Here is a 23,447-nt window from a genome sequence, read left to right as displayed (position 1 = left end):
GGAGAAAAAGAGAAAAAGCGTCGTGCCCCCGAGGGGCGCCGCTCACGGGCGCTGGCTGCGCGGCGCCACCCTGCCGGCCGACGAGGGCGTGGGCGCCATCCGCTCAGCCGGCTGCGATTCTGCCGAGTGGACGATCTCCTGTCGCGGCGTCCATTGCTGGCGCACTTGCTGCCGCAACTCGGCCAGTTCGGCGGCGGTCAGGCGGCGTCCGGCCGCCGCTTCCTGACGCCGCACCTCCTCGCGCTTGGCGGCCCGGTGAGCCTCCACCGCATCACGCACCTCGTTGCGCCGCAGGTCGCTCACCCGCAGGAATCCCCAGGGTTCGGCCGTGGCGGGAACCGAAAGGCAGGCGAGCAAGACAGACAACGGGAGAACAGTCGATTTCATGATGCTGAGTCGGGGACCAAAGTCACTGTGCCACCGCCGGGCATGGCATAGATATCTGGAAGGCGAGCGCCCGCAAGTTTTGTAACTTAGTGTCAAAGCATTGTGAAAAGCGGCTCAATGGGGTCTCAACGGCTTCAGAATTGGCGTTGTTACAAATTCAGCGTTGTAGAAATGAATCAAGCTCCCGCCCGCACAGACAAGATCGTCATCGTCGACGACGACGCCCGCATCCGCGACCTGCTGCGCCGCTACCTGACCCAGGAGGGTTTCGAAGTCATCGTTGCGGAAGACGGCAAGGCCCTCAACCGCATACTTTTGCGCGACACGGTCGACCTGATCGTGCTCGATCTGATGATGCCCGGCGAGGACGGCCTCTCGGTCTGCCGCCGCCTTCGCGCCGCCAACGACCGCACCCCGATCATCATGCTGACCGCCAAGGGCGAGGACGTGGACCGCATCGTCGGCCTCGAGGTCGGCGCCGACGACTACCTCGGCAAGCCCTTCAATCCGCGCGAACTGCTGGCACGTGTGCATGCGGTGCTGCGCCGCCGGCCGCCGCTCGAGGCGCCTGGCGCGCCCTCGACCGACAACGAAACCGTGAATTTCGGCCCCTTCAGCTTCGACCTCGGCTCGCGCACGCTCAAGAAGGACGGCGAGGAACTCTCGCTGACCACCGGCGAGTTCGCCATGCTCAAGGCGCTGGTGCGGCATCCGCGGCAGCCGCTGTCGCGCGAAAAACTGGCCCAGCTGGCGCGCGGCCGCGAGTTCGAACCCTTCGACCGCAGCCTGGACGTGCAGATCTCGCGCCTGCGCAAGCTGGTCGAATCCGATGCCGCGGCGCCGCGCTACATCCAGACGGTATGGGGCGTCGGCTACGTGTTCGTGCCGGACGGCACGACCTGAAGCGCTGACGCTCGTGGCCGCCACCATCGGCCCCAAGACGACACAGCCGAGCCCTTTCGGCGAAGACGGTCCCCAGGTCACCTTGCCGAGCCCGCTGGAGGGCCTTGGCCAGTCCAGGCGCCGCCCCAGGCTGCAGCTCGGCCTCAGCCTCTTCTGGCGCACCTTCTTCCTGCTGGTGCTGCTCCTGATCGGCTGCACGGTCGCCTGGCTGCAGACCTTCCGCGCGCTCGAGTACGAGCCGCGCGCCATCCAGACCGCGCACCAGATCGCCTCGCTGGTGAACCTGACGCGGGCGGCGCTGGTGTATTCCGACGCCATCACGCGCGTGTCGCTGATCAAGACCCTGGCCGACCAGGAAGGCGTGCGCATCCTGCCGCGCGAGCCGAACGACCGTTTCGTCCCCTACACCACCGGCGCGCTCGACCAGCGCGTGACCGAAGAGCTGATCGACCGGCTCGGCGAAGGCACGACGGTGGCCAGCCGCGTCAACGACGAGCCCGGCCTCTGGATCGGCTTCACCATCGAGAGCGACATGTACTGGCTGCTGCTCGATCCCACGCGCTTCACGCGGCTGGGCGGGCGCACCTGGCTGGTCTGGCTGGTCACGACGATGATGCTGTCGCTGGCCGGCGCGGCGCTGATCACGCGCCTCATCAACCTGCCGCTCAAGCAGCTGTCGCGAGCCACGATGCAGGTGCGCGAGGGCGAATACGAGGCGCACCGGCTCGACGAACGCGCGCGCACCAACGAAATCCGGGCGGTCAACGTCGGCTTCAACCGCATGGCCGACCAGCTCGCCAAGATCGAGCAGGACCGCGCCGTGATGCTGGCCGGCATCTCGCACGACCTGCGCACGCCCCTGGCGCGCCTTCGGCTCGAAACCGAGATGAGCGTGACCGACGAGGACGCGCGCGACCACATGGCGGCCGACATCGCGCAGCTCGATGCCATCATCGACAAGTTCCTCGACTACGCGCGCCCCGACCACGTCGACTTCAAGCCGGTGCTGCTGCGCGACGTGATCGATGCCTGTACCTACGCGGTGCAGGACCACGAGGACATCCGCATCACGGTGGACGTGCCGGCCGACCTGCGCGTGATGGCCGACGAGGTCGAGCTCCAGCGCGTGATCTCGAACCTGATCGAGAACGCGCGGCGCTACGGCAAGACACCGTCCACCGGCGTCGCCGATGTCGCGATCCAGGCGCAAGCGCACAACGACGCCGTGCTCATCAAGGTGCGCGACCACGGCGCCGGCGTCGCGCCCGCCCTGCTGTCGCAGCTGAGCAAGCCCTTCTTCCGCGGCGACGTGGCACGCACCTCGGCTGCGGGCGCCGGACTGGGCCTGTCGATCGTGACAAAAAACATCGAGCGCATGGGCGGTACCTTCGCGCTGACCAGCACGCCGGGCCGCGGCCTCGCGGCCCACATCCGCATGCCGCGAGCCGCTGCGGTCAAGCCCGAAGCCTCGGCCGCGGCCAACAACCCTCAGCGGTGAAGCAGCGCGACGGCGCGCGCTTCCATCGCCCGGCCTTCGCCCACCGGCCCGAGCTTCTCGGCGGTCTTCGCCTTGACATTGACCTGGTCGACCGAGATCTCGAGCGCGGCGGCGATGCGCGCGCACATGGCCGGGATGTGCGGCGCGAGCTTGGGCGCCTGCGCGATCACGGTGCTGTCGACGTTGCCGATCTGCCAGCCCGCCGCACGCACGCGGCGCGCGGCCTCGGCCAGCAGCGTGGCGGAATCGGCGCCGCGGAACTGCGGATCGGTGTCGGGAAAGTGCCGGCCGATGTCGCCGAGCCCAGCCGCGCCGAGCAGCGCATCGGTGATCGCGTGCAGCAGCACGTCGGCATCCGAATGGCCGAGCAGGCCGGTGCTGTGGGGTACCTCGACGCCGCCCAGGATCAGCTTGCGGCCTGCCACCAGCTGGTGGACGTCCCAGCCCTCGCCGACGCGAACATTGAAAGCAGTCATGGTTTTACGGAGCGCCGGCTGTGCAGAAGCGCCTCGGCCAGCGCGAAGTCCTCGGCATAGGTCAGCTTGAAATTCTGCGCGCTGCCCGGCACGAGGAGCGGCGTGAGCCCGACCGCCTCGATGGCGCCGGCCTCGTCGGTCACCGCATCGCCGGCGCGCTCCAGCGCATCGAGCAGCATGCCGATGCGGAACATCTGCGGCGTCTGGGCCAGCCACTTGTCGGCGCGGGTCAGGGTGCTCGCCACGCGGCCCTCGGGCGAAGCGACCTTGAGCGTGTCCGGCAGGCGGTGCGCCAGCAGGCCACCGACGGCGTCGTGTTCGCAGGCCGCAATCAGGGCCTCGATCTGCGTCGGCGTGACCAGACAGCGCGCGGCATCGTGCACCAACACCCAGTCGTGCGGGCCGGCGCCGAGCTGGCGCAAGGCCATGAGGCCATTGCGCACGGTGGCGGCGCGTGTCGCGCCGCCCACATGCAGCAGATGTTCTCCCTCGGCCGGGAAACGCGGCAGCGCCGCAGAAACCTCGCGATCTTCGGGCGACACCACCAGCGCAATGCCCGCAAAGCGCCCCGCAAGCGCGCGGAAGGCATCGAGGGTGTGGCGCACCATCGGCCGGCCGGCGATGCGCTGGTACTGCTTGGGGCCCGTGCCGCCCGCACGGCTGCCGGAGCCCGCACAGGGGATCAACACGAAAAGACGGGAAGCGATCATGGGGTCCGGCAACCTGCAACGGCAAAAAGGCAGCCATTCTAGAATCGGCCTTCACACCCCTCGCCGGCCGGCGCGGGGTGTTCTGCATTTCTCCAACACTTCATGGACCTCCCCCAACTCATCGCAGGCAAGCGCTTCACGCTGCCGCGCCCCCCGCTGTCGGCCGATGCGCTGCTGCTGGCACAACTGGCCGAACGCGAGAAGGCGGCAGGCCGCGCCACCGCCGTCTTCACCGCCGACGCAAACGACGCGCAGCGGCTGATCGACGAAATCGCCTTCTTCGCGCCCGAGTTGCGCTGCGCCCTCTTCCCGGACTGGGAGACGCTGCCCTACGACAACTTCTCGCCGCACCAGGACCTGATCAGCGAACGGCTCGCCACGCTCTGGCGCATCAGCCAGAAAGAGGCCGACGTGGTGCTGGTGCCCGCGACCACGGCGCTCTACCGGCTGGCGCCGCCCGCCTTCCTGGCCGGCTACACCTTCCATTTCAAGAGCGGGCAGAAGCTCGAGGAGTCCAAGCTCAAGGCCCAGCTCACGCTGGCCGGCTACAGCCACGTGACGCAGGTCGTGAGCCCCGGCGAGTACGCGGTGCGCGGCGGGCTGATCGACCTGTTCCCGATGGGTTCGCCAATGCCCTTCCGCGTCGACCTGTTCGACGACGAGATCGACTCGATCCGCAACTTCGACCCCGACACCCAGCGCAGCCTCTACCCGGTGCCCGAGGTGCGCCTGCTCCCGGGCCGCGAGTTCCCGATGGACGACGATGCCCGCGCGCGCTTTCGCAGCCGTTGGCGCGAACTGCTCGAGGGCGACCCGACGCGCAGCCGCATCTACAAGGACATGGGCAACGGCGTCGCCACTGCCGGCATCGAGTACTACCTGCCGCTCTTTTTCGAAGAGACGGCAACGGTGTACGACTACCTCGGCGCAGACACCACGGTGGTGCTGCACGGCGAACTCGAACCCGCCTTTCAGCATTTCTGGCAGGACACAGGCGAGCGCTACCGGCTGGTGCGCGGCGATCCGGAACGGCCGGCGCTGCCACCGGAGGCGCTGTTCCTCAATGCGGAGCAGTTCTATCAACGGGCGAAACCGCTGGCGCAGCTGGCGATCAGATCCACCACCGTTCGCCCTGAGCTTGTCGAAGGGCTCGCCCCGGCTTCGACAAGCTCAGCCCGAACGGACTATGTCGAATTCGACCACTTGCCGCCCTTCGCCGTCGTCCGCGGCGCCGACGACCCGCTGGTCAAGCTCAAGGAGCACATCCGCACGACGCCGCACCGCGTGCTGCTGATCGCCGAGAGCGACGGCCGGCGCGAGAGCCTGCTCGACTTCCTGCGCGCCAGCGGCGTGAGCCCGCCCGCTTTCGACTCACTGGCCGAGTTCGAATCCTCGCCCGACGAGAAGATCGGCATCGCGACCGGAGCGCTGGTCGCCGGCTTCGCCTGGCGCGAACAGGGCATCGACTTCGTCACCGAGACCGAGCTCTTCGCCACCGCGCCGGCCACCCGTCGCCGCAACAAGAAGCAGGAGCAGGTCAGCGACGTCGAGGCGCTGATCAAGGACCTGAGCGAGCTCGCGATCGGCGACCCGGTGGTGCATTCGGCCCATGGCATCGGGCGCTACCGCGGCCTGATGCACATGGACCTGGGCCAGGGCACCGACGCCGGCGGCAAGCCGCTGCTGCAGGAGATGCTGCACCTGGAGTACGCCGACAAGGCCACGCTCTACGTGCCGGTCTCGCAGCTGCACCTGATCAGCCGTTACACCGGCGTCAGCGCGGAAGAAGCGCCGCTGCACAAGCTGGGCTCCGGCCAATGGGAAAAGGCCAAGCGCAAGGCCGCCGAGCAGGTGCGCGACTCCGCCGCCGAGCTGCTCAACATCTACGCCCGCCGTGCGGCGCGCGAAGGCCATGCCTTCCGTTTCTCGGCCGCCGACTACGAGGTGTTCGCGAACGACTTCGGCTTCGACGAAACCGCCGACCAGAAGGCCGCCATCCATGCGGTCATCCACGACATGATCTCGCCGCAGCCGATGGACCGGCTGGTCTGCGGCGACGTCGGCTTCGGCAAGACCGAGGTCGCATTGCGCGCCGCCTTCATCGCGGTCACCGGCGGCAAGCAGGTCGCCTTCCTCGCGCCCACCACGCTGCTCGCCGAGCAGCACTACCAGACGCTGATGGACCGCTTCGCCAAGTGGCCGGTCAAGGTGGCCGAGATGAGCCGCTTCCGCTCGACCAAGGAGATCAATGCGGCCGCCAAGGGCCTGGCCGACGGCAGCGTGGACATCGTGATCGGCACGCACAAGCTGCTCTCGCAATCGGTCAAGTTCAAGAACCTGGGCCTCTTGATCATCGACGAGGAACACCGCTTCGGCGTGCGCCACAAGGAGGCGATGAAGGCCATGCGCGCCGAGGTCGACGTGCTCACGCTCACCGCCACGCCGATCCCACGCACGCTGGGCATGGCGCTCGAGGGCCTGCGCGACTTGAGCGTGATCGCCACCGCGCCGCAGCGGCGGCTCGCGATCAAGACCTTCGTTCGCAACGAGGGCACGGGCGTGATCCGCGAGGCCGTGCTGCGAGAGCTCAAGCGCGGCGGGCAGGTCTACTTCCTGCACAACGAGGTCGAGACCATCGAGAACCGGCGCCAGAAGCTCGAACAGATCCTGCCCGAGGCGCGCATCGCCGTCGCCCACGGCCAGATGCCCGAGCGCGAACTGGAGCGCGTGATGCGCGACTTCGTGGCCCAGCGCTACAACCTGCTCCTGTGCTCGACCATCATCGAGACCGGCATCGACGTGCCGAGCGCCAACACCATCGTGATGAGCCGCGCCGACAAGTTCGGCCTGGCCCAGCTGCACCAGCTGCGCGGCCGGGTCGGGCGCAGCCACCACCAGGCGTACGCCTACCTGATGGTGCCCGACACCGAGGGCCTGACCAAGCAGGCGGCGCAGCGCCTCGACGCCATCCAGCAGATGGAAGAGCTCGGCTCCGGCTTCTATCTCGCGATGCACGACCTCGAGATCCGCGGTGCCGGCGAAGTGCTGGGCGAGAACCAGAGCGGCAACATGATGGAGATCGGCTTCCAGCTCTACAACGAGATGCTGGCCGAGGCGGTGCGCTCGCTCAAGGCCGGCCAGGAGCCCGACCTGCTCGCGCCGCTGTCGGTGATCACCGAGATCAACCTGCATGCGCCCGCGCTGCTGCCCGAGGACTACTGCGGCGACGTCCACCTGCGCCTATCCTTCTACAAGAAGCTCGCGACCGCGAAGACCTCCGACCAGATCGACACGCTGCTGGAAGAAATCGTCGACCGCTTCGGCAAACTGCCGCCGCAGGCGCAGACGCTGATCGACGTGCACCGGCTGCGCGTGCTGGCGCGGCCCTACGGCGTGGTCAAGGTCGACGCCGCGCCGGGCGTGATCCACATCACCTTCAAGAAGGACCCGCCGGTCGACTCCATGAACATCATCGCCCTGATCCAGAAGAACAAGCACATCAAGCTCGCAGGCAACGAAAAGCTGCGCATCGAACGCGAGCTCAAGGAGCCCAAGGACCGTGCTCAGATGGTGCGCGACGTGCTGCGCAGCCTCGGACAACCCAAAACACAACAGGAAGCGGCAGTCGCATGAGCGCCATCAAGGAAATCTCCCCCGGCCTCCTCGTGCGCGGCATCACGCTGCCGCTCGCGCTGGCCGACTTCAAGCTGATCGCCTTCGACATGGACTCGACGCTGATCAACATCGAGTGCATCGACGAGATCGCCGATGCGGTGGGCAAGAAGGCCGAGGTCGCGGCCATCACCGAGGCCACGATGCGTGGCGAGATCAAGGACTTCAAGGAGAGCCTGCGTCGCCGCGTCGCACTGCTGCAAGGCGTGCCGGTCGATGCGCTGCAACAGGTGTACGACCAGCGCCTGCAGCTCAACCCCGGCGCAGCCGAGCTGGTCGCAGCCTGCAAGGCGGCGGGCCTCAAGGTGCTGCTGGTCTCAGGCGGCTTCACCTTCTTCGCCAACCGCGTGAAGGACCGGCTGGGCATCGACTTCGCGCGTTCCAACCTGCTCGACGAGGCCGACGGCAAGCTCACCGGTCGCGTGGTGATGCAGTCCTGGGGCGACATCTGCGACGGCGCCGAGAAGCGCCGCACGCTGCTCGAAGTCGCCTCCCTGCTCGGCATCTCGCCGGGCGAGGCCATCGCCGTGGGCGACGGCGCCAACGACCTGCCGATGATGGCCGAGGCCGGTCTTTCCGTGGCCTATCACGCCAAGCCCAAGGTGCGCGAGCAGGCCATGGTCGCCATCAACGACGGCGGGCTCGACCGGCTCTTGGAAGTGCTGCGCTGAGGTGCTGCCCGAAACCGGTTTCCCCCTACGGCAAAAGCGGCTTGCGATGTCCTAGGGTTATCTTCAGTTTCGCGGCCGGCGCCTTGGGTGCTTGAATGACCTTCCAACAACGAAGGAGACGAGATGAAGCGCCGCCAGTCCCTCGCTGCCATGGGTGCAGCCGTTGCCACCGTGGTTTTTCCCGGGCTCGCCCATGCAGCCTATCCCGAGCGCCCGATCACGCTGATCGTGCCTTGGGGCGCCGGCGGCGGCACCGATGCCGTGGCCCGCATCATCGCGGCCGAACTCGAGAAGGAACTCAAGCAGCCGATCAATGTGGTCAACCGCACCGGCGGCAGCGGCGTGGTCGGCCACCAGGCGATCGCCTCGGCCGCGCCCGACGGCTACACCCTGGGCATCATCACGGTCGAGATCGGCATGATGCATCACGCGGGCCTGACCCAGCTCTCGGGCGCCGACTACACGCCGCTCGCGCTGATGAACTTCGATGCCAACGCGATCTTCGTGCGCACCGATTCGCCGATCAAGAGCGCCAAGGAACTGCTCGATGCCGCGCGTGCCAACCCCGGCAAGCTGAAGGCCAGCGGCACCGGCCAGGGCGGCATCTGGCATCTGGGCCTGGCGCAATGGCTGGTCGACAACAAGCTGCCCGGCAATGCGATCGCCTGGGTGCCCAGCCAGGGCGCCGCACCGGGCCTGCAGGATCTGATGGCCGGCGGCGTCGACGTGGTGTCGTGTTCGCTGCCCGAGGCGCGCTCGCTGATCGACGCCGACAAGGTGCGGCCGCTGATCCTGCTGGGCTCCAAGCCCGACGGCATCTTTCCCAAGGTACCGCTCTACACCGACGCTTCAGGGAAGATGTGGAACGCTGGCGCCTGGCGCGGCATCGCGGCACCCAAGGGGCTGCCCAAGGACATGACCGACCGCCTGGCCGGAACGCTCAAGAAGATCTTCGACGGCAAGGGCTACCAGGACTTCCTCGCCTCGCGCGGCTTCGGCGCGCTCTACGCCGACCGGGGCGAATTCGGCAAGTTCATGGCCGAGAAGGACGCCAGCTTCGGCGTCGCGATGAAGGCAGTGGGCATCGCCAAATAGACGCTAGACGCGGCCCGGTCCGATGCGCATTCATGACAGCCTGATCGGCGGCGTGCTGCTGGCGCTGGCCCTGGCCGTGCTCTGGCACATCCAGGGCTTTCCGCCCGCCTCCGGCCAGAACTACGGCCCGGCCGTGTTTCCGGGACTCGTCGCCTGCGGCCTTGCGCTGTCGTCGGCGGTGCTGATGTGGCAAGGCCTGCGAGCGCACCAGCCGTGGCTTCGGCTCGGCGAGGGCATGCGTTCCCCGCGCCATCTGGCGGCCTTCGTGCTCGCCATCGCCGGCATGGTGTTCTACATCCTGCTGTCGGAGAAGCTGGGCTTCGTGCTGTGCAGCGTGCTGGTGCTCTTCGTGCTGCAGTGGGCATGCGGCGTGCGGCCGCGCATGGCCATACCCGTGGCCATCGTCGCGACGCTGGTCATCCACGCCTGTTTCTACAAGCTGCTCAAGGTGCCCTTGCCCTGGGGTCTGCTGCAGCGCTGGGCATGGTGAGGGGCGACTGATGGATTCCGTTCTGCTCGCCGTACAGATGGTCGCCACGCCGACCGTGCTGGTCGTGATGCTGCTGTCGGGCCTGTTCGGCATGTTCGTCGGCGCCGTGCCGGGGCTCACCGCCACCATGGCCACGGCCCTGCTTGTGCCCATCACCTTCTTCCTGCCGCCGGTGCCCGCCATCGCGGCGATCGTCACCGCCACCGCGATGGCGATCTTCGCGGGCGACATTCCCGGCGCGCTGCTGCGCATTCCGGGCACGCCGGCCTCGGCCGCCTACACCGACGAGTCCTACGCAATGACGCGCAAGGGCCAGGGCGAGACCGCGCTCGGCATCGGCCTGGTGTTCTCGTGCATCGGCGGCCTGTTCGGCACCGCGGTGCTGATCGTCGCCGCGCCGGCGCTGGCCGAGGTCGCGATCAAGTTCAGCTCCTTCGAATATTTCTGGCTCGTCGTGCTGGGCCTGACCTGCGCGGTCTTCATCACCAGCGACACGCCGCTCAAGGGCCTCATCACGCTCTTTCTCGGCCTGCTGATGGGCTGCGTCGGGCTGGAGAACCCCGCGGGCCATCCGCGCTTCACTTTCGGCAGTGCGGACCTGCTGGGCGGCCTGAGCCTGATCCCGGCCATGATCGGCATGTTCGCCATCTCCGAGATCCTGCGTTTCACAGTGACCACGGACCACATCGGCAGCTTCACCAAGCAGATCGGCTCGGTCTTCGCCGGCATGGGCGGCCTGATGAGGAAGTACGCCAAGCAGACCCTGCGCGGCAGCGCGCTGGGCACGGCCGTCGGCATCCTGCCCGGCGCCGGCGCCGACATCGCGGCCTGGATGTCCTTCGCGATGAGCAAGAAGCTCTCGAAGGAGCCCGAGAAGTTCGGCACCGGGCATCCCGAAGGGCTGGTCGAGGCCGGCGCCGCGAACAACAGCGCCCTCGCCGGCGCCTGGGTTCCGGCGCTGGTGTTCGGCATTCCGGGCGATTCGATCACGGCCATCGTGATCGGCGTGCTCTACATGAAGAACATGAACCCCGGGCCGATGATCTTCATGAACAACCCGCACAGCGTCTATGCGGTGTTCATTGTCTTCATCCTCGCCAACCTGCTCATGCTGCCGCTGGGCTGGGCCTGCATCAAGGCCTCGGCGCGCATCCTGCGCCTGCCGCGCAACGTGCTGATGCCGATCATCCTGGTGTTCTGCCTGGTGGGTTCCTTCGCGATCAACAACGCGCTCTTCGACCTCTGGATCCTGCTGGGCTTCGGCGTCGCGGCCTGGTTGCTGGAAGAAAACGGCTTCCCCGTCGCGCCCGCCATCCTCGGCATGCTGCTGGGCAAGATGCTCGAAGAAAACTTCATCACCTCGATGATCAAGTCCGACGGCAGCTGGCTGCCCTTCGTCGAGCGCCCGATCGCCGCCGGCCTCGCGATCTTCACGCTCTTCGTCTGGGTTGGTTCCGGCGCCATGGCCTGGCGGCGCCAGCGGCATCGGATGCGACTCGCTGCAGCCACCTGAAACCCATGAACGACACATCCATCCGCTACGACGCCGCCGCCCTCACCCGATTCGCCGCGCAACTGCTGCAGCATGCCGGCCTGGCGGAAGCCATGGCGCATACGGTGGCCGACACGCTGGTGCAAGGCGACCTGCTGGGCCACGACACGCACGGCCTCGCGCTCCTGGCCGGCTATGTGAAAGAACTCGAGGCCGGCACGATGACGCGCGATGGCACACCGGTCGTTGTTTCAGACCGTCCCGCTGCCGTCCTGTGGGACGGCCAGCGCCTGCCCGGCCCCTGGCTGGTGCACCAGGGCCTGGATCTGCTGGTGCCGCGCGCCCGCGAGCTGGGCACCGCCTCGCTCGTGATCCGCCGCAGCCACCACATCGCCTGCCTGGCGGTCTACCTGCTGCGCGCGCTCGAGGAAGACATGCTGCTGGTGCTCGCCTGCTCCGACCCGAACGCCGCCAGCGTCGCGCCCTTCGGCGGCACGCAGGCGGTGTTCACGCCCAATCCGCTGGCGCTGGGCTTTCCGCTCAGCGAAGGCGGCGTGATGGTCGACATCTCGGCCTCCATCACCACCAACGGCATGAGCAACCGCAAGCACAAGGCCGGCGAGCTGTTCGACGAAGAATGGCTGATCGATGCGCAGGGCCGCCCGAGCAGGGACCCCGCGGTGCTGTTCGCCCAGCCGCCCGGCACGCTGCTGCCGGTGGGCGGCCTGAGCCACGGCCACAAGGGCTATGGGCTGGCGCTGCTGGTGGAGGCGCTGACCGCCGGCCTCGCAGGCCATGGCCGCGCCGACGCGCGCGAAGGCTGGGGCGCGACCGTGCACCTCGCGCTGCACGATCTGCAGGCCTTCGGCGGCAAGGCGGAGTTCCTCCGGCAGATGGACCATTTGGCCATGCAGTGCCGCGGCAATGCACCGATCGATGCTGCCAGGCCGGTGCGCGTGCCCGGAGAACGCGGGCTGCAGCGGCGCGCCGAGCAGCTCGACCAGGGCGTTCGACTGCACCCTTCGATCGCGCCCTCGCTCGAGGACGCCGGGCAGCGCTACGACCTGAAGCTCGCCGACGCGCTGCGTTGAGGGCTCAGAGCGCGGCGCCGAGGCGCGCGATGCCCTCTTCGATCTTCTCGACGTTGGCAGTCGCAAAGCTCAGGCGCAGCGTCGCCACATCGGGCTTCTCGGCAAAGAACGGCGCGCCCGGCACGAAGGCCACCAGCTTCTCGATCGCGCGCTGGGCCAGCACATTGGCATCGGCCAGCTTGCCGTTGGCGCCCGTGAGCCGGGCCCAGAAGAACAGGCCGCCGCCCGGCTGCTCGAAGGCGATCGCGTCGCCGAGTTCGCGTTTCAGTGCCGCGCCCATGGCCTGGGCGCGCTCGCCATAGACCTTGCGCACGTGCGCCAGCGTGTCCGGCATGCGGCCGCTCTTCAGATACTGCGCGGCCGTCGCCTGCGCGAAGGTGCTGGTGTGCGCATCGCTGAACTGCTTGCACATGGTGGCCTTCGCGAGCAGCTCCGCCGGCGCGATCATCCAGCCGATGCGCAGGCCCGGGCTCAGTACCTTGCTGAGGCTGCCGCAATGCGCCACCAGCTCGCGGCTGCCCGGCACTTCCTTGGTGAGCGACATGATCGAGGGCGGCGGCGCCTTGCCGAAGTACAGGTCGCCGTACGGGTCGTCCTCCACCATCAGCGTCTGGTACTTCACCGCCAGCTCCAGCACTTTCTTGCGCCGCGCCAGGCTCAGCATGGCGCCGCTCGGGTTGCCGAAGGTCGGAATCAGGTAGACGAACTTGGGCTTGTGCTCGGCGATCAGCTGCTCGAGCTTGTCGACGTCGACGCCGTCGGCATCGATCGGTGCGCTGATCAGTTGCGCACCGTAGAGGCGGAAGCACTGGATGGTGGCGAGGAAGGTCGGGCCTTCGACGATCACCTTGTCGCCAGGCGAGATCAGGGTCTTGCCGAGCAGGTCCAGCGCCTGCTGGCTGCCGGTGGTCACGATCAGGCCTTCGGGCGCGACCTCGACGCCCTTGCCCTTCATGAAGGCGCTCAACTGCGTGCGCATCGGCTCGTAGCCCTCGGTCGCGCCGTACTGCAAGGCACCGCCCGGCTCCTCGGCCAGCGCCCTGGCACTCGCTTCCTTCAAGCCCTCGACGTCGAACATCGCGCTGTCGGGAAAACCGCCCGCGAAGCTGATGATGCCGGGCTTGCCCAGGAGCTTGAAGAGTTCGCGGATGGCGGAGGTTTCGACGTTGTCGAGGCGGGTGGCGAATTGCATGAGAACCTTCTGCGGATGAGGTGACGCCCGCCATTGTCGCAAGTTCAACGGCCCCGGCCTACACTGCCCGCCACGATGAAAAAAAACGAGATCGAGCCCTTCTTCGCCACCCTGCAGGCAGCCAACCCCGAGCCCGAAACCGAACTCGAATACGCGACCCCCTTCGAGCTGCTGGCCGCCGTGCTGCTGTCGGCGCAGGCCACCGATGTCGGCGTCAACAAGGCGACGCGCAAGCTGTTCCCGGTCGCGAACACGCCGCAGGCGATCCTCGACCTCGGCATCGAAGGCCTTGAGGGCTACATTAAGACCATCGGCCTCTACCGCAGCAAGGCCAAGCACCTGATGGAGGCCTGCCGCATGCTGGTCGAACAGCACGGCGGAGCGGTTCCGCGCACGCGCGCCGAACTGGAGGCGCTGCCGGGCGTGGGCCGCAAGACCGCCAACGTCGTGCTCAACGTGGCCTTCGGCGAGCCGACGATGGCGGTGGACACGCACATCTTTCGCGTCGGCAACCGCACCGGGCTGGCGCCGGGCAAGACGCCGCTCGAAGTCGAACAGAAGCTCATGAAGCGGGTCCCGGCCGAGTTCCGGCTGCATGCGCATCACTGGCTGATCCTGCATGGACGCTATGTCTGCGTGGCGCGCAAGCCGATGTGCTGGAAGTGCGCGGTCGCGCCGTACTGCGACTACAAGCCGAAGACGCCAGCGCCCTGATCAGGGCAGCTCGACGGTCAGGTATTCGCCGAAGGCGATGCTCTGCGCGGGCCACTGGTCGGCGCGCTCAGCGCAGCGCACGCCTTCTCGCAGCAGCCAGACGGCGCGGATCACGCCGGCATGCGTGATCCACAGCGCGTCGCGGCCGGCGCCGCGCCAGGCGTCGAAGGCTTCGCCGACCCGCTGCATGAACGCGCGCGTGCTTTCGCCGCTGCCGCCCGCGCGCGCATCGGCGAAGCTGCAGGTCCAGGCCTCGAACTCGGCGCGCTCGATGCTCGACCAGCTGCGGCCTTCCCACGAACCGAAGTCCATCTCGGCGATGCGCGCATCTGTGCGAAGCGCGAGGCCGGGTCGAAGCGCGGCAATCGCCTGCGCCAATCCGGCGCAGCGCTGCAAGGGAGAGCAGACGATGTCGATGCCTTCGGCGAGCTGCGGCGCAATGCGTTCGGCCAGCGTGCGCATCGCTTCGGGCGGCACCGCCACGTCGGTGCGGCCATAGCACAGGCCGGCCGCGGCGTCGGTCTGCGCGTGGCGCACGAGCCCGAGCTTCATGCCTGCCAGGCGAGCGCCAGGTAGATCGCGAGCTCGCAGACTTGCTGCGTCGCGCCGAGGCCGTCGCCGGTGAAGCCCTGCAGCCGGCGCCGCAGCAGCGCAGCCATGTACAGCGCGCCGAGCAGGCATGCGAGGAGGCTCGCGACGCCCTGCAGCGGAGGGTGCGCGAGCAGCAGCAGTGCTGCAGCCGGCAACGCATACAGCACGCCCACCAGCAAGGCCCCGCCGCCGATCGCATCGGCCAGCGGCTTGGCCTTGCTCGCGCCTTGGTCTCCGACATAGGGGAGCCCGCGGATCAGGAACAGCGGCGCCAGCCGCGACAGCACATGCGCGCCGAGCAGCGCGGTGGCGACCGCCATCGCGCCCTGCCCCGCCAGCACGACGAGCAGCGCGATCTTCAAGCCCAGCGCCAGCACCAGTGCAATGGCACCGAAGGCGCCGATGCGCGAGTCCTTCATGATCTCCAGGGCTCGCGCGCGATCGGCCGAGCCGCCGAGGCCGTCGGCCACGTCGGCCAGGCCGTCCTCGTGAAAGGCGCCGGTCATCCATACCGTCGCAGCCGTGGACAGCAGCGCCGCAACGGCAGCACCTGCCACGCCGGGCAGCCCCGCCTGCGCGAGCAGGAACACGCCGGCGCCCACCGCGCCGACCAGCCAGCCCACGCCCGGAAAATGCGCGGCGCTCGCGCGCAGCATCGCCGGGCTGAAGCCCACCCACCCGGCCAACCGCCCGGTGACCGGCACGCGCGTGAAGAACTGCAAGGCCAGCAGGAAGTGGCGCACGCCGTTCATCCCTTGTCCTGCTGCGAAACGCCGGCCGACTCGAAGCTCGCCATGTCGCGCAGGATGCGGCACGCGGATTCGAGCAAGGGCCAGGCGAGCGCGGCGCCGGAGCCTTCGCCGAGGCGCAGGTCCAGGCGCAGCAGCGCTTCGAGGCCCAGCGAATTCAAAAGCAGCCGATGACCCGGTTCGGCCGATTCGTGCGCCGCCACGCAGCGCTGCACGACGTGGGGCTGCAGCGCCTGCGCCACCAGCACCGCGGTGCTCGCGATGAAGCCGTCGACCACGATCACGCGCCGTTCGTGCGCGGCCTGCAGCACGGCGCCGACCAGGGTGGCGATCTCGAAGCCACCGAAGGCCGCGAGCGCGGCCAGCGGCGTGCCGGCATCGGCATGCAGCGCGAGCACTTCGCGCAGCAGCCGGCGCTTGCGCGCCAGGCCGTCGGCATCGAGGCCCGTGCCGCTGCCGGTGCAGGCATCGATGTCCAGGCCCGTGAGCCGCGCCAGCAGCAGCGATGCAGCCGAGGTATTGCCGATGCCCATCTCGCCCAGCAGCAGCGCATTGCCCGGCAGCTCGCGCACGAGCGCGATGCCATTGGCGATCGCCTCGTCGCGCTGCGCTGCGCTCATCGCCGGGCCGGTCGATGCATCGGCGGTGCCCGGTGCGACCTTGCGGATCGACAAGCCTGCGCGCGGCGCAAAGTCATGCCGCACACCGCAATCCACCACAGTCAGCGCCAGGCCGTGCTGGCGCGCGAGCACGCTGACCGCCGCGCCGCCGGCCAGGAAGTTCTCGACCATCTGCCAGGTCACGTCGCTCGGATAGGCCGACACGCCGCGCGCCGCCAAGCCGTGGTCGCCCGCGCAGACCAGCATCTGCGGCGCCTGGAGCACCGGCGATTCGCTGCCGAGGATCAGGCCCAGCCGCAAGGCCAGCGCCTCCAGCCGGCCCAAGGCGCCGAGCGGCTTGGTCTTGTTGTCGATCCGATGTTGAAGTCGCGCAGCAAGCGCGGCGTCGTCGAGTTTCGGGGCGGTGGGGAGTTCAAGCGTCATTCGATCAGGGAGCGCAGCACGCCCGCTTCAAAGTGGGAATCGATGTGGTCGGCCAGTCCGTCGAACACGCTGTCCAGCGTGCGCGCGGTCGCGCCGAAGAGCGCATGCAGCGCGGCCGGGTCTTCGAACAGGCCGTGCAGGTAGAGCCCGAGCACGTTGCCGGCAGCGTTCTGCCAGGCCAGCTCGTCGGGCATCACTGGCATCGCGTGATCGCCGGCGGCAGCCATCGCGGCATGGGGCGCGGTTTGGCCATGATGGATTTCGTAGCCACGCACCGCGACATCGGAGAGCGCGGCCCAGGGGCCGGTCAGTTCGGCAAAGCGGGCCTCGCGCGGTTGCACGGTCTTGTCGGCCGCGAACACGGTGACCAGCGGCAGCAGGCCGAGGCCGGGGCCATTGCCGTCGACGCCATGCGGATCGATCAGCGCCTCGCCCAGCATCTGCAGCCCGCCGCAGATGCCGAGCACCGCGCCGCCACGTCCTGCATGCGCAGCCACCGCGCGGTCCAGGCCCTGCGCCCGCAGCCAGGCCAGGTCGCCGCTGGTGTTCTTGGAGCCGGGCAGCACGATCCAGTCGGCGCCGGCCACGTCGGCCGGGCTGCGCGCCCAGCGCAGTCGCACGCCGGCGATGTTCTTCAGCGGCTGGAATTCGTCGAGGTTGCTGATGCGCGGATAGGCGATGACGGCGATGGTGCGCGTGACTTCGCCGCTGGCCGTGCTGCGGTCGTCAAAAACGCCGTCCTCCTCGGGCAGGCCATGCTGCCACCACATCGGCAAGGTCGCCACGGTCTGTATGCCGGTGAGCTCTTCGAGCTGCTGCGGCGCGGGCGCGAGCAGCGTCGCATCGCCGCGGAACTTGTTGAGCACGAAGCCCTTGATCAAGGCCCTGTCGGCCTCCGGCATCAGCGCCCAGGTGCCGTAGAGATGGGCGAAGGCGCCGCCACGGTCGATGTCGGTCACCAGCAGGCAGCGCGCATCGGCATGCCGCGCCACGCGCAGGTTGACGATGTCGCTCGCCATCAGGTTGATCTCGGCCGGCGAACCGGCGCCTTCGATCACCACCACCTCGTTCTCGGCCCGCAGTTCGTCGAGCGCGTGTGCGATCTGCGGCCAGACGCGTTCGCTGCGCCCGCGCCAGGGCAGCAACGACAGCTCGGCACTCACGCGGCCCATCAGCACCACCTGGCTGTGCGTGTCGCGCTCGGGCTTGAGCAGCAGCGGGTTCATGCGCACATCGGGCTCGGCGCGCGCCGCCAGTGCCTGGAAATATTGCGCACTGCCGATCTCGCCGCCGGCGACCACACGTGCGTTATTGCTCATGTTCTGCGCCTTGAACGGCGCCACCTCGAGGCCTTGGCGCGCATACCAGCGGCACAGCGCGGTCGCCAGCCAGCTCTTGCCGGCACCGCTGGTGGTGCCGAGGACCATGACGCAGCGGGCTTGGCCGCTTCGTCCCACACTTGTAATCATCTGTGGATTGTCCGCTACGGCCCAAGCCATACGGACCGCTCGCGAAGTCTTTCACGCTTCGGCGCATTGCATTCGGACGTGCCTGCGTCAAACACCTCGTTTGCTCCGTAGCCTCCTCCCATCAACAAATGAGGGAGTGGATTGATGCCCGCGATACGCGACATGGCGCTCACGGTGGAGGAGCGCGAGAAAGGAAAATTCTTCTGGGTGCTGATCGAAGCTTTTGACAACGACACGGGCGACGCGCTGCACTATCGGCACTTCAAGTCGGCCGCGACGCCGCAAGCAAGCTATTCGAGCGCATTGGCGCTGGGGGCCACCGCGCTGCGCCGGCTGGCCGATGCGCAGCCGGCGTCCGCACCGGACGCCGGCTCCTAGACTCAGCGCGTCGCAATTTGCGCCGGTGCTTCCGGCGTCGCAGCGCCCGTGGTCTGCGGCGTTTCCCAGCTGCCGCCCAGCGCACGCACCAACCCGACCGTGGCCTGGTACTGCGCCGAGCGCACCTGCAGCGCCTGGCGGCGGTTCTGCAGTTCCTGGCGGCGCGCATCGAGCAGGTCGAGCTGGCTGACCAGCCCGTTGCGGTAGCGTGAATCGGACAGCGTGGTGGCCCGGCTCGCCGAAGCGACCGCCCTTCCCTGCACGCCCGACTGCTGCTCGAGGATGCGCAGCGACGAGAGCTGGTCCTCCACGTCCTTGAAGGCACCCAGCACCTGCGCGCGGTAGTTGGCGAGCGCGCCGTCCAGCTGTGCGTTCGCGCTCTGCACGCCGGCTTCGCGGCGTCCACCGTCAAACAAGGGCAGCGAAAGCAATGCCCCGATGCCCCAGGACCGCGCCGACCACTTGAACAGGTCGCTGACGTCCGAGGAGGCGTAGCCGCCGCCGCCCGTGAGCGAAATGCTCGGGAACCACGCGGTCTGCGCGACGCCGACGCGGGACTGTGCAGCGAACACGGCCTTCTGCGCGGCCGAGATGTCGGGCCGGCGCGTCAGCACCGTCGCCGGCACGCCGGCCGGAATGGTGGGCAAGGCGGTCGACCAGTCCTGCGTCTCCAGCGCGAAGCTCGACGCCGTCTCGCCGGTCAGCACCGCCAGCGCATGCTCCAGTTCCGCGCGGCGCCGGTCCAGCGTCAGCGCTTCGGATTCGGTGGCTGCCACTTCGGTTTCGACACGCACCACGTCGAGTTCGGCGAGATCGCCGGCCTGGTTGCGGCGCTGAACCAGCCGCAGGGTGTCGCGGTAGGCGCCGACGGTTTCGCGCACCAGCGCGCGCTCGGCATCGAGCGCGCGCAGCGAGAGGTAGGTCTGGGCCGTCTCGGCCTGGACCAGCAGGCGCGTGCTTTGCAGCAGGCCTTCGCGCGATTCGGCATCGAGCCGCGCCGCGTCGCTGGCACGCGAGAGGCGGCCGAAGAGATCGATCTCGTAGGAGAAATCGACGCCGGCCGTGATCAGCGTGGAGGGCCTGTTGCTCTGGTTGCGATCCAGGCCGGCCTGCCGGCTGGCACCCGCGCCCAAACCGATCTGCGGTGCGCGGTCGGCATCGGTGCTGCGCAGCACGGCGCGCGCCTCGGCCAGGCGCGCGGCGGCGGACTGGATGCTGGTGTTGTTGGCAGCGGCCCGCTCGACGAGCTTGTCGAGCACCGGGTCGTTGAAGGCGCGCCACCATTCGCCGCGCGGCTGCGACTCGGCCGGCTGCGCGCGCGTCCACGTGCCCTCGGCCTGCGGCGCGGCCTGCTCCTTGAACTGGGCCGGCGTGTTGAAGGCCGGCAGCTCCGCCGGCGCGGTCGCGCAGCCGACCAGGACCAGCGCGGCGACCAGCGGCAGCAGCGCGGCGCGCCAGGGGCGGAAGAGTTTCGAATCGGATTTCATGATCGACTTTCTTGAAGGAGGCCGTGAGGGCCTTGATCCCGTTTATTCATGCAACTTGAGCGGCGAAGCCGGTGCAGGCTGCAGGCCCCCGCCGCCGCCCGCCGCATGCGGTGCCGCCGCCGGGTGGTCGGCCGAGACGAAGCTGTCGTCCAGATGCGGCACCTCGCCATGCAGCTTGAGCGGCCTGTTGCCCGTCAGGCGACGCAGCACGACGTAGAACACCGGCGTCAGGAACAGGCCGAAGGCGGTCACACCGATCATTCCGGCGAACACCGCCACGCCCATGGCCGAGCGCATCTCCGAACCGGCGCCGGTCGCCAGCACCAGCGGCAGCACACCCATCACGAAGGCCAGCGAGGTCATCAGGATCGGGCGCAGGCGCAGCCGGCTGGCTTCGATCGCGGCCTGGAGCGGAGTGCGGCCGGCGAACTCGAGCTCGCGCGCGAACTCCACGATCAGGATCGCGTTCTTCGCACTCAAGCCCACCAGCACGATCAGCCCGATCTGCGTGAAGACGTTGTTGTCACCCCCCGAGATCCATACGCCGGTCATCGCCGCGAGCAGGCCCATCGGCACGATCAGGATGATCGACAGCGGCAGCGTGAGGCTTTCATACTGCGCGGCCAGCACCAGGAACACCAGCAGGATGGCGAGCGGGAACACCAGCACCGCCGAATTGCCTGCCAGGATTTCCTGGTAGGTCAGCTCGGTCCACTCGTAGCTGACGCCCTTGGGCAGCGTCTCGGCCGCGATGCGTTCGATCACGTCCTGCGCCTGGCCCGAGGAGAAGCCGGGCGCCGGGCCGCCGTTGATGTCGGCCGAGAGATAGCCGTTGTAGCGCATCGCGCGTTCCGGTCCAAAGCTGGAATTCACCTTCATCAGCGCCGAGAGCGGCACCATCTCGCCCGAGTTCGAGCGCACCTTCAGCAGGCCCACGTCTTCGGCACGTGCGCGGTACGGCGCATCGGCCTGCACCCGCACCGAGTACGTGCGGCCGAACTTGTTGAAGTCGTTCGCGTACAGGCTGCCGAGGTAGATCTGCATGGTGTCAAAGATGTCCGTCACCGGCACGCCGAGCTGGCGCGCCTTGGTGCGGTCGATGTCGGCATAGAGCTGCGGCACGTTGACCTGCCAGCTGGTGAACATGCCGGTGAGCTCGGGCGCCTGACGCGCCTTCGTCATGAAGGCCTTCACCGCCGCGTCCATCTGCTCGTAGCCGACCGAGCCGCGATCCTCCAGCTGCAGCTTGAAGCCGCCCGTGGTGCCCAGGCCCGCCACCGGCGGCGGCGGGAACATCACGATGAAGGCGTCCTGGATGCCTGCGAACTGCTGGTTGAGCTGGCCCGCCACCGCGCCGCCGCTCTGGTCGGCGCGCTGGCGCTCGGCAAAGGGCTTGAGCGTCGCGAACACGATGCCCGAGTTCGAACTGTTGGTGAAGCCGTTGATCGACAGGCCGGGGAACGCGATCGCGTCTTCGACGTTCGGGTTCTTCTTGGTGATCTCGCCCATGCGATGGATCACTTCTTCGGTGCGGTCCAGCGTGGCGCCGTCGGGCAGCTGCGCGAAGCCGATCAGGTACTGCTTGTCCTGCGCCGGCACGAAGCCGCTCGGCACCGCCTTGAAGAGGCCGAAGGTCACGCCGACGAGCGCGAGGTAGATCACCAGCATCAGCGTCTTGCGCGAGATGACGTTCTTGACGCCGCCGCTGTAGGCTTCCGCGCCGCGGTGGAAGAAGCGGTTGAAGCCGCGGAACAGCCAGCCGAAGACCCGGTCCATGCCGCGCGTCAGCGCGTCCTTGGGCTGGTCGTGCCCGCGCAGCAGCAGCGCGGCGAGCGCCGGCGACAGCGTCAGCGAGTTGATCGCGGAGATCACGGTCGAGATCGCGATGGTCACCGCGAACTGGCGATAGAACTGCCCGGTGAGGCCGCTGATGAAGGCCAGCGGCACGAACACGGCCACCAGCACCAGCGCGATCGCGATGATCGGCCCGGACACCTCGCGCATGGCTCGATACGTCGCCTCGCGCGGCGTGAGCCCGGCCTCGATGTTGCGCTCCACGTTCTCGACCACCACGATCGCGTCGTCGACCACGATGCCGATCGCCAGCACCAGCCCGAAGAGCGACAGCGCGTTGATCGAGAAGCCCAGCACATGCAGCACGGCGAAGGTGCCGATCACCGACACCGGCACCGCGAGCAGCGGAATGATGGAGGCGCGCCAGGTCTGCAGGAACAGGATCACCACCAGCACCACCAGCGCGATGGCTTCGAGCAGCGTGTGCACCACCGATTCGATGGAGGCGCGCACGAACTGCGTCGGGTCGTAGGCGATGCGGTATTCCACGCCCTCGGGCATGGTCTTGTTGATCTCTGCCATCGTCTTGCGGACGTTGGAAGAGATGTCGAGCGCGTTGGAGCCCGGCGCCTGGAACACGCCCATGCCGACCGCCGCGTCGTTGTTGAGCAGCGAGCGCAGCGAATAGTCGGCCGCGCCGAGTTCGAGCCGGCCGATGTCGCGCAGCCGGGTCACGGCACCGTCGGCGCCGCTCTTGACGATGATGTCGCCGAACTCCTCTTCGCTCTGCAGTCGCCCCTGGGCGTTGATGGACAACTGCATGTCCACGCCCGGCAGGCCAGGCGATGCGCCGACCACGCCGGCCGCCGCCTGGATGTTCTGGCCGCGGATCGCAGCCACCACGTCGCTGGCGGAGAGGCCGCGCTGCGCGACCTTCTGCGGGTCAAGCCAGACGCGCATCGAGTAGTCGCCGCCGCCGAAGATCTGCACCTGGCCCACGCCCTCGATGCGCGCCAGCCGGTCCTTGACGTTGAGCACCGCGTAGTTGCGCAGGTAGGTCATGTCATAGCGGTCGTTGGGCGACACCAGGTGCACCACCATCGTGAGGTCGGGCGCGCTCTTGACCGTGGTCACGCCGAGACGGCGCACTTCCTCGGGCAGCCGCGGCTCGGCCTGCGAGACGCGGTTCTGCACCAGTTGCTGCGCCTTGTCGGGGTCGGTGCCGAGCTTGAAGGTGACGGTCAGCGTCATCACGCCGTCGGTGGTCGCCTGGCTGCCCATGTAGAGCATGCCCTCGACGCCGTTGATCTGCTCCTCGATCGGCGTCGCCACCGTCTCGGCGATCACCTTCGGATTGGCGCCCGGGTACTGGGCGCGCACCACCACCGAGGGCGGTGCGACCTCGGGGTACTCGGAGATCGGCAGCCCGCGCAGCGCGATCAGGCCGGCGATCAGCATCAGGAGCGACAGCACCCCCGCGAAGATCGGCCGGTCGATGAAGAACTTGGATAGATTCATGATGATTCTCTAGAGAGCGCCCTGTGC

20 protein-coding genes are annotated in these 23,447 nt (G+C 68.4%); 10 read left to right on the top strand and 10 right to left on the bottom strand.

Translation table 11 applies throughout. From position 1 onward, the window contains the following. Positions 1–42: 42 nt before the first annotated feature. On the bottom strand, positions 43–387 hold the full coding sequence (locus ACSQ9I_RS13310; RefSeq protein WP_436313458.1) for a hypothetical protein: 345 nt from the start codon (positions 385–387) through the stop codon (positions 43–45). 171 nt (positions 388–558) lie between these two features. On the opposite strand from ACSQ9I_RS13310, the gene ompR reads away from it, so the two are divergent. Then, on the top strand, positions 559–1,290 hold the full coding sequence (gene ompR / locus ACSQ9I_RS13305; protein WP_028250078.1) for an osmolarity response regulator transcription factor OmpR: 732 nt from the start codon (positions 559–561) through the stop codon (positions 1,288–1,290). An 82-nt stretch (positions 1,291–1,372) separates the two neighbouring features. Further along, positions 1,373–2,788 (top strand): sensor histidine kinase, encoded by a 1,416-nt coding sequence (locus ACSQ9I_RS13300; RefSeq protein ID WP_093109265.1) that lies wholly within the window; start codon positions 1,373–1,375, stop codon positions 2,786–2,788. Here the strand turns inward: ACSQ9I_RS13300 and ispF are convergent. Next, entirely contained in the window at positions 2,779–3,264 is a 486-nt protein-coding gene (gene ispF / locus ACSQ9I_RS13295; protein ID WP_093109235.1) for a 2-C-methyl-D-erythritol 2,4-cyclodiphosphate synthase, read from the bottom strand. The genes ACSQ9I_RS13300 and ispF overlap by 10 nt on opposite strands. Then, positions 3,261–3,974 carry a 2-C-methyl-D-erythritol 4-phosphate cytidylyltransferase gene (ispD, locus tag ACSQ9I_RS13290; protein ID WP_093109234.1) on the bottom strand — a complete coding sequence of 238 codons (714 nt, stop codon included), beginning with the start codon at positions 3,972–3,974 and terminating at the stop codon, positions 3,261–3,263. Before ispD ends, ispF begins: the two co-directional genes overlap by 4 nt. Positions 3,975–4,076: 102 nt before the next feature. On the opposite strand from ispD, the gene mfd reads away from it, so the two are divergent. The 6 genes from mfd (at position 4,077) to ACSQ9I_RS13260 (ending at position 12,485) form a co-directional block, all read left to right on the top strand. Further along, complete coding sequence (gene mfd / locus ACSQ9I_RS13285) at positions 4,077–7,607, top strand: transcription-repair coupling factor (protein ID WP_436313457.1); 3,531 nt, start codon at positions 4,077–4,079, stop codon at positions 7,605–7,607. After that, a complete protein-coding gene (gene serB, locus ACSQ9I_RS13280; protein WP_436313456.1) occupies positions 7,604–8,317 on the top strand; it encodes a phosphoserine phosphatase SerB in 714 nt (237 codons plus the stop codon). Before mfd ends, serB begins: the two co-directional genes overlap by 4 nt. Positions 8,318–8,440: 123 nt before the next feature. Then, positions 8,441–9,412: a Bug family tripartite tricarboxylate transporter substrate binding protein gene (locus ACSQ9I_RS13275; protein ID WP_436313455.1), complete on the top strand. Its 972-nt coding sequence runs from the start codon at positions 8,441–8,443 to the stop codon at positions 9,410–9,412. A 22-nt stretch (positions 9,413–9,434) separates the two neighbouring features. Then, the gene (locus tag ACSQ9I_RS13270; protein WP_436292538.1) at positions 9,435–9,902 is read left to right on the top strand and encodes a tripartite tricarboxylate transporter TctB family protein; all 468 of its coding nucleotides are present in this window, start codon (positions 9,435–9,437) and stop codon (positions 9,900–9,902) included. 7 nt (positions 9,903–9,909) lie between these two features. After that, complete coding sequence (locus ACSQ9I_RS13265; protein WP_436315752.1) at positions 9,910–11,415, top strand: tripartite tricarboxylate transporter permease; 1,506 nt, start codon at positions 9,910–9,912, stop codon at positions 11,413–11,415. A gap of 5 nt (positions 11,416–11,420) precedes the next feature. After that, a complete protein-coding gene (locus ACSQ9I_RS13260; RefSeq protein ID WP_436313454.1) occupies positions 11,421–12,485 on the top strand; it encodes an Ldh family oxidoreductase in 1,065 nt (354 codons plus the stop codon). Between the two features lie 4 nt (positions 12,486–12,489). On the opposite strand, the gene ACSQ9I_RS13255 is transcribed toward ACSQ9I_RS13260, so the two are convergent. Further along, positions 12,490–13,677: a PLP-dependent aminotransferase family protein gene (locus ACSQ9I_RS13255; RefSeq protein ID WP_436313453.1), complete on the bottom strand. Its 1,188-nt coding sequence runs from the start codon at positions 13,675–13,677 to the stop codon at positions 12,490–12,492. A 75-nt stretch (positions 13,678–13,752) separates the two neighbouring features. Here ACSQ9I_RS13255 and nth point away from each other — a divergent pair, with 75 nt between their 5' ends. Continuing rightward, positions 13,753–14,391 (top strand): endonuclease III, encoded by a 639-nt coding sequence (nth, locus tag ACSQ9I_RS13250; protein ID WP_436303844.1) that lies wholly within the window; start codon positions 13,753–13,755, stop codon positions 14,389–14,391. Here the strand turns inward: nth and ACSQ9I_RS13245 are convergent, their stop codons facing one another. Genes ACSQ9I_RS13245 through ACSQ9I_RS13230 form a run of 4 tightly spaced genes read right to left on the bottom strand, consistent with a single transcriptional unit; the run spans position 14,392 to position 18,243 of the window. Continuing rightward, positions 14,392–14,943 carry a histidine phosphatase family protein gene (locus ACSQ9I_RS13245; protein ID WP_436313452.1) on the bottom strand — a complete coding sequence of 184 codons (552 nt, stop codon included), beginning with the start codon at positions 14,941–14,943 and terminating at the stop codon, positions 14,392–14,394. Further along, complete coding sequence (locus ACSQ9I_RS13240; protein WP_436313451.1) at positions 14,940–15,734, bottom strand: adenosylcobinamide-GDP ribazoletransferase; 795 nt, start codon at positions 15,732–15,734, stop codon at positions 14,940–14,942. The genes ACSQ9I_RS13245 and ACSQ9I_RS13240 overlap by 4 nt, the downstream gene beginning before the upstream one ends. Further along, positions 15,731–16,774 (bottom strand): nicotinate-nucleotide--dimethylbenzimidazole phosphoribosyltransferase, encoded by a 1,044-nt coding sequence (gene cobT, locus ACSQ9I_RS13235; RefSeq protein WP_436303841.1) that lies wholly within the window; start codon positions 16,772–16,774, stop codon positions 15,731–15,733. The genes ACSQ9I_RS13240 and cobT overlap by 4 nt, the downstream gene beginning before the upstream one ends. After that, complete coding sequence (locus ACSQ9I_RS13230) at positions 16,771–18,243, bottom strand: cobyric acid synthase (RefSeq protein WP_436313450.1); 1,473 nt, start codon at positions 18,241–18,243, stop codon at positions 16,771–16,773. Before ACSQ9I_RS13230 ends, cobT begins: the two co-directional genes overlap by 4 nt. A gap of 144 nt (positions 18,244–18,387) precedes the next feature. Here ACSQ9I_RS13230 and ACSQ9I_RS13225 point away from each other — a divergent pair, with 144 nt between their 5' ends. Continuing rightward, entirely contained in the window at positions 18,388–18,621 is a 234-nt protein-coding gene (locus ACSQ9I_RS13225; protein WP_093109221.1) for a hypothetical protein, read from the top strand. 2 nt (positions 18,622–18,623) lie between these two features. On the opposite strand, the gene ACSQ9I_RS13220 is transcribed toward ACSQ9I_RS13225, so the two are convergent. Further along, complete coding sequence (locus tag ACSQ9I_RS13220) at positions 18,624–20,108, bottom strand: efflux transporter outer membrane subunit (RefSeq protein ID WP_436303839.1); 1,485 nt, start codon at positions 20,106–20,108, stop codon at positions 18,624–18,626. A 42-nt stretch (positions 20,109–20,150) separates the two neighbouring features. Then, positions 20,151–23,420 (bottom strand): efflux RND transporter permease subunit, encoded by a 3,270-nt coding sequence (locus ACSQ9I_RS13215; RefSeq protein ID WP_093109219.1) that lies wholly within the window; start codon positions 23,418–23,420, stop codon positions 20,151–20,153. Positions 23,421–23,447 lie beyond the last annotated feature (27 nt).

Source organism: Variovorax sp. LjRoot84 (genome assembly GCF_964254305.1).
Lineage (GTDB): Bacteria > Pseudomonadota > Gammaproteobacteria > Burkholderiales > Burkholderiaceae_C > Variovorax.
This window is presented reverse-complemented; position numbering and strand designations above follow the sequence as displayed.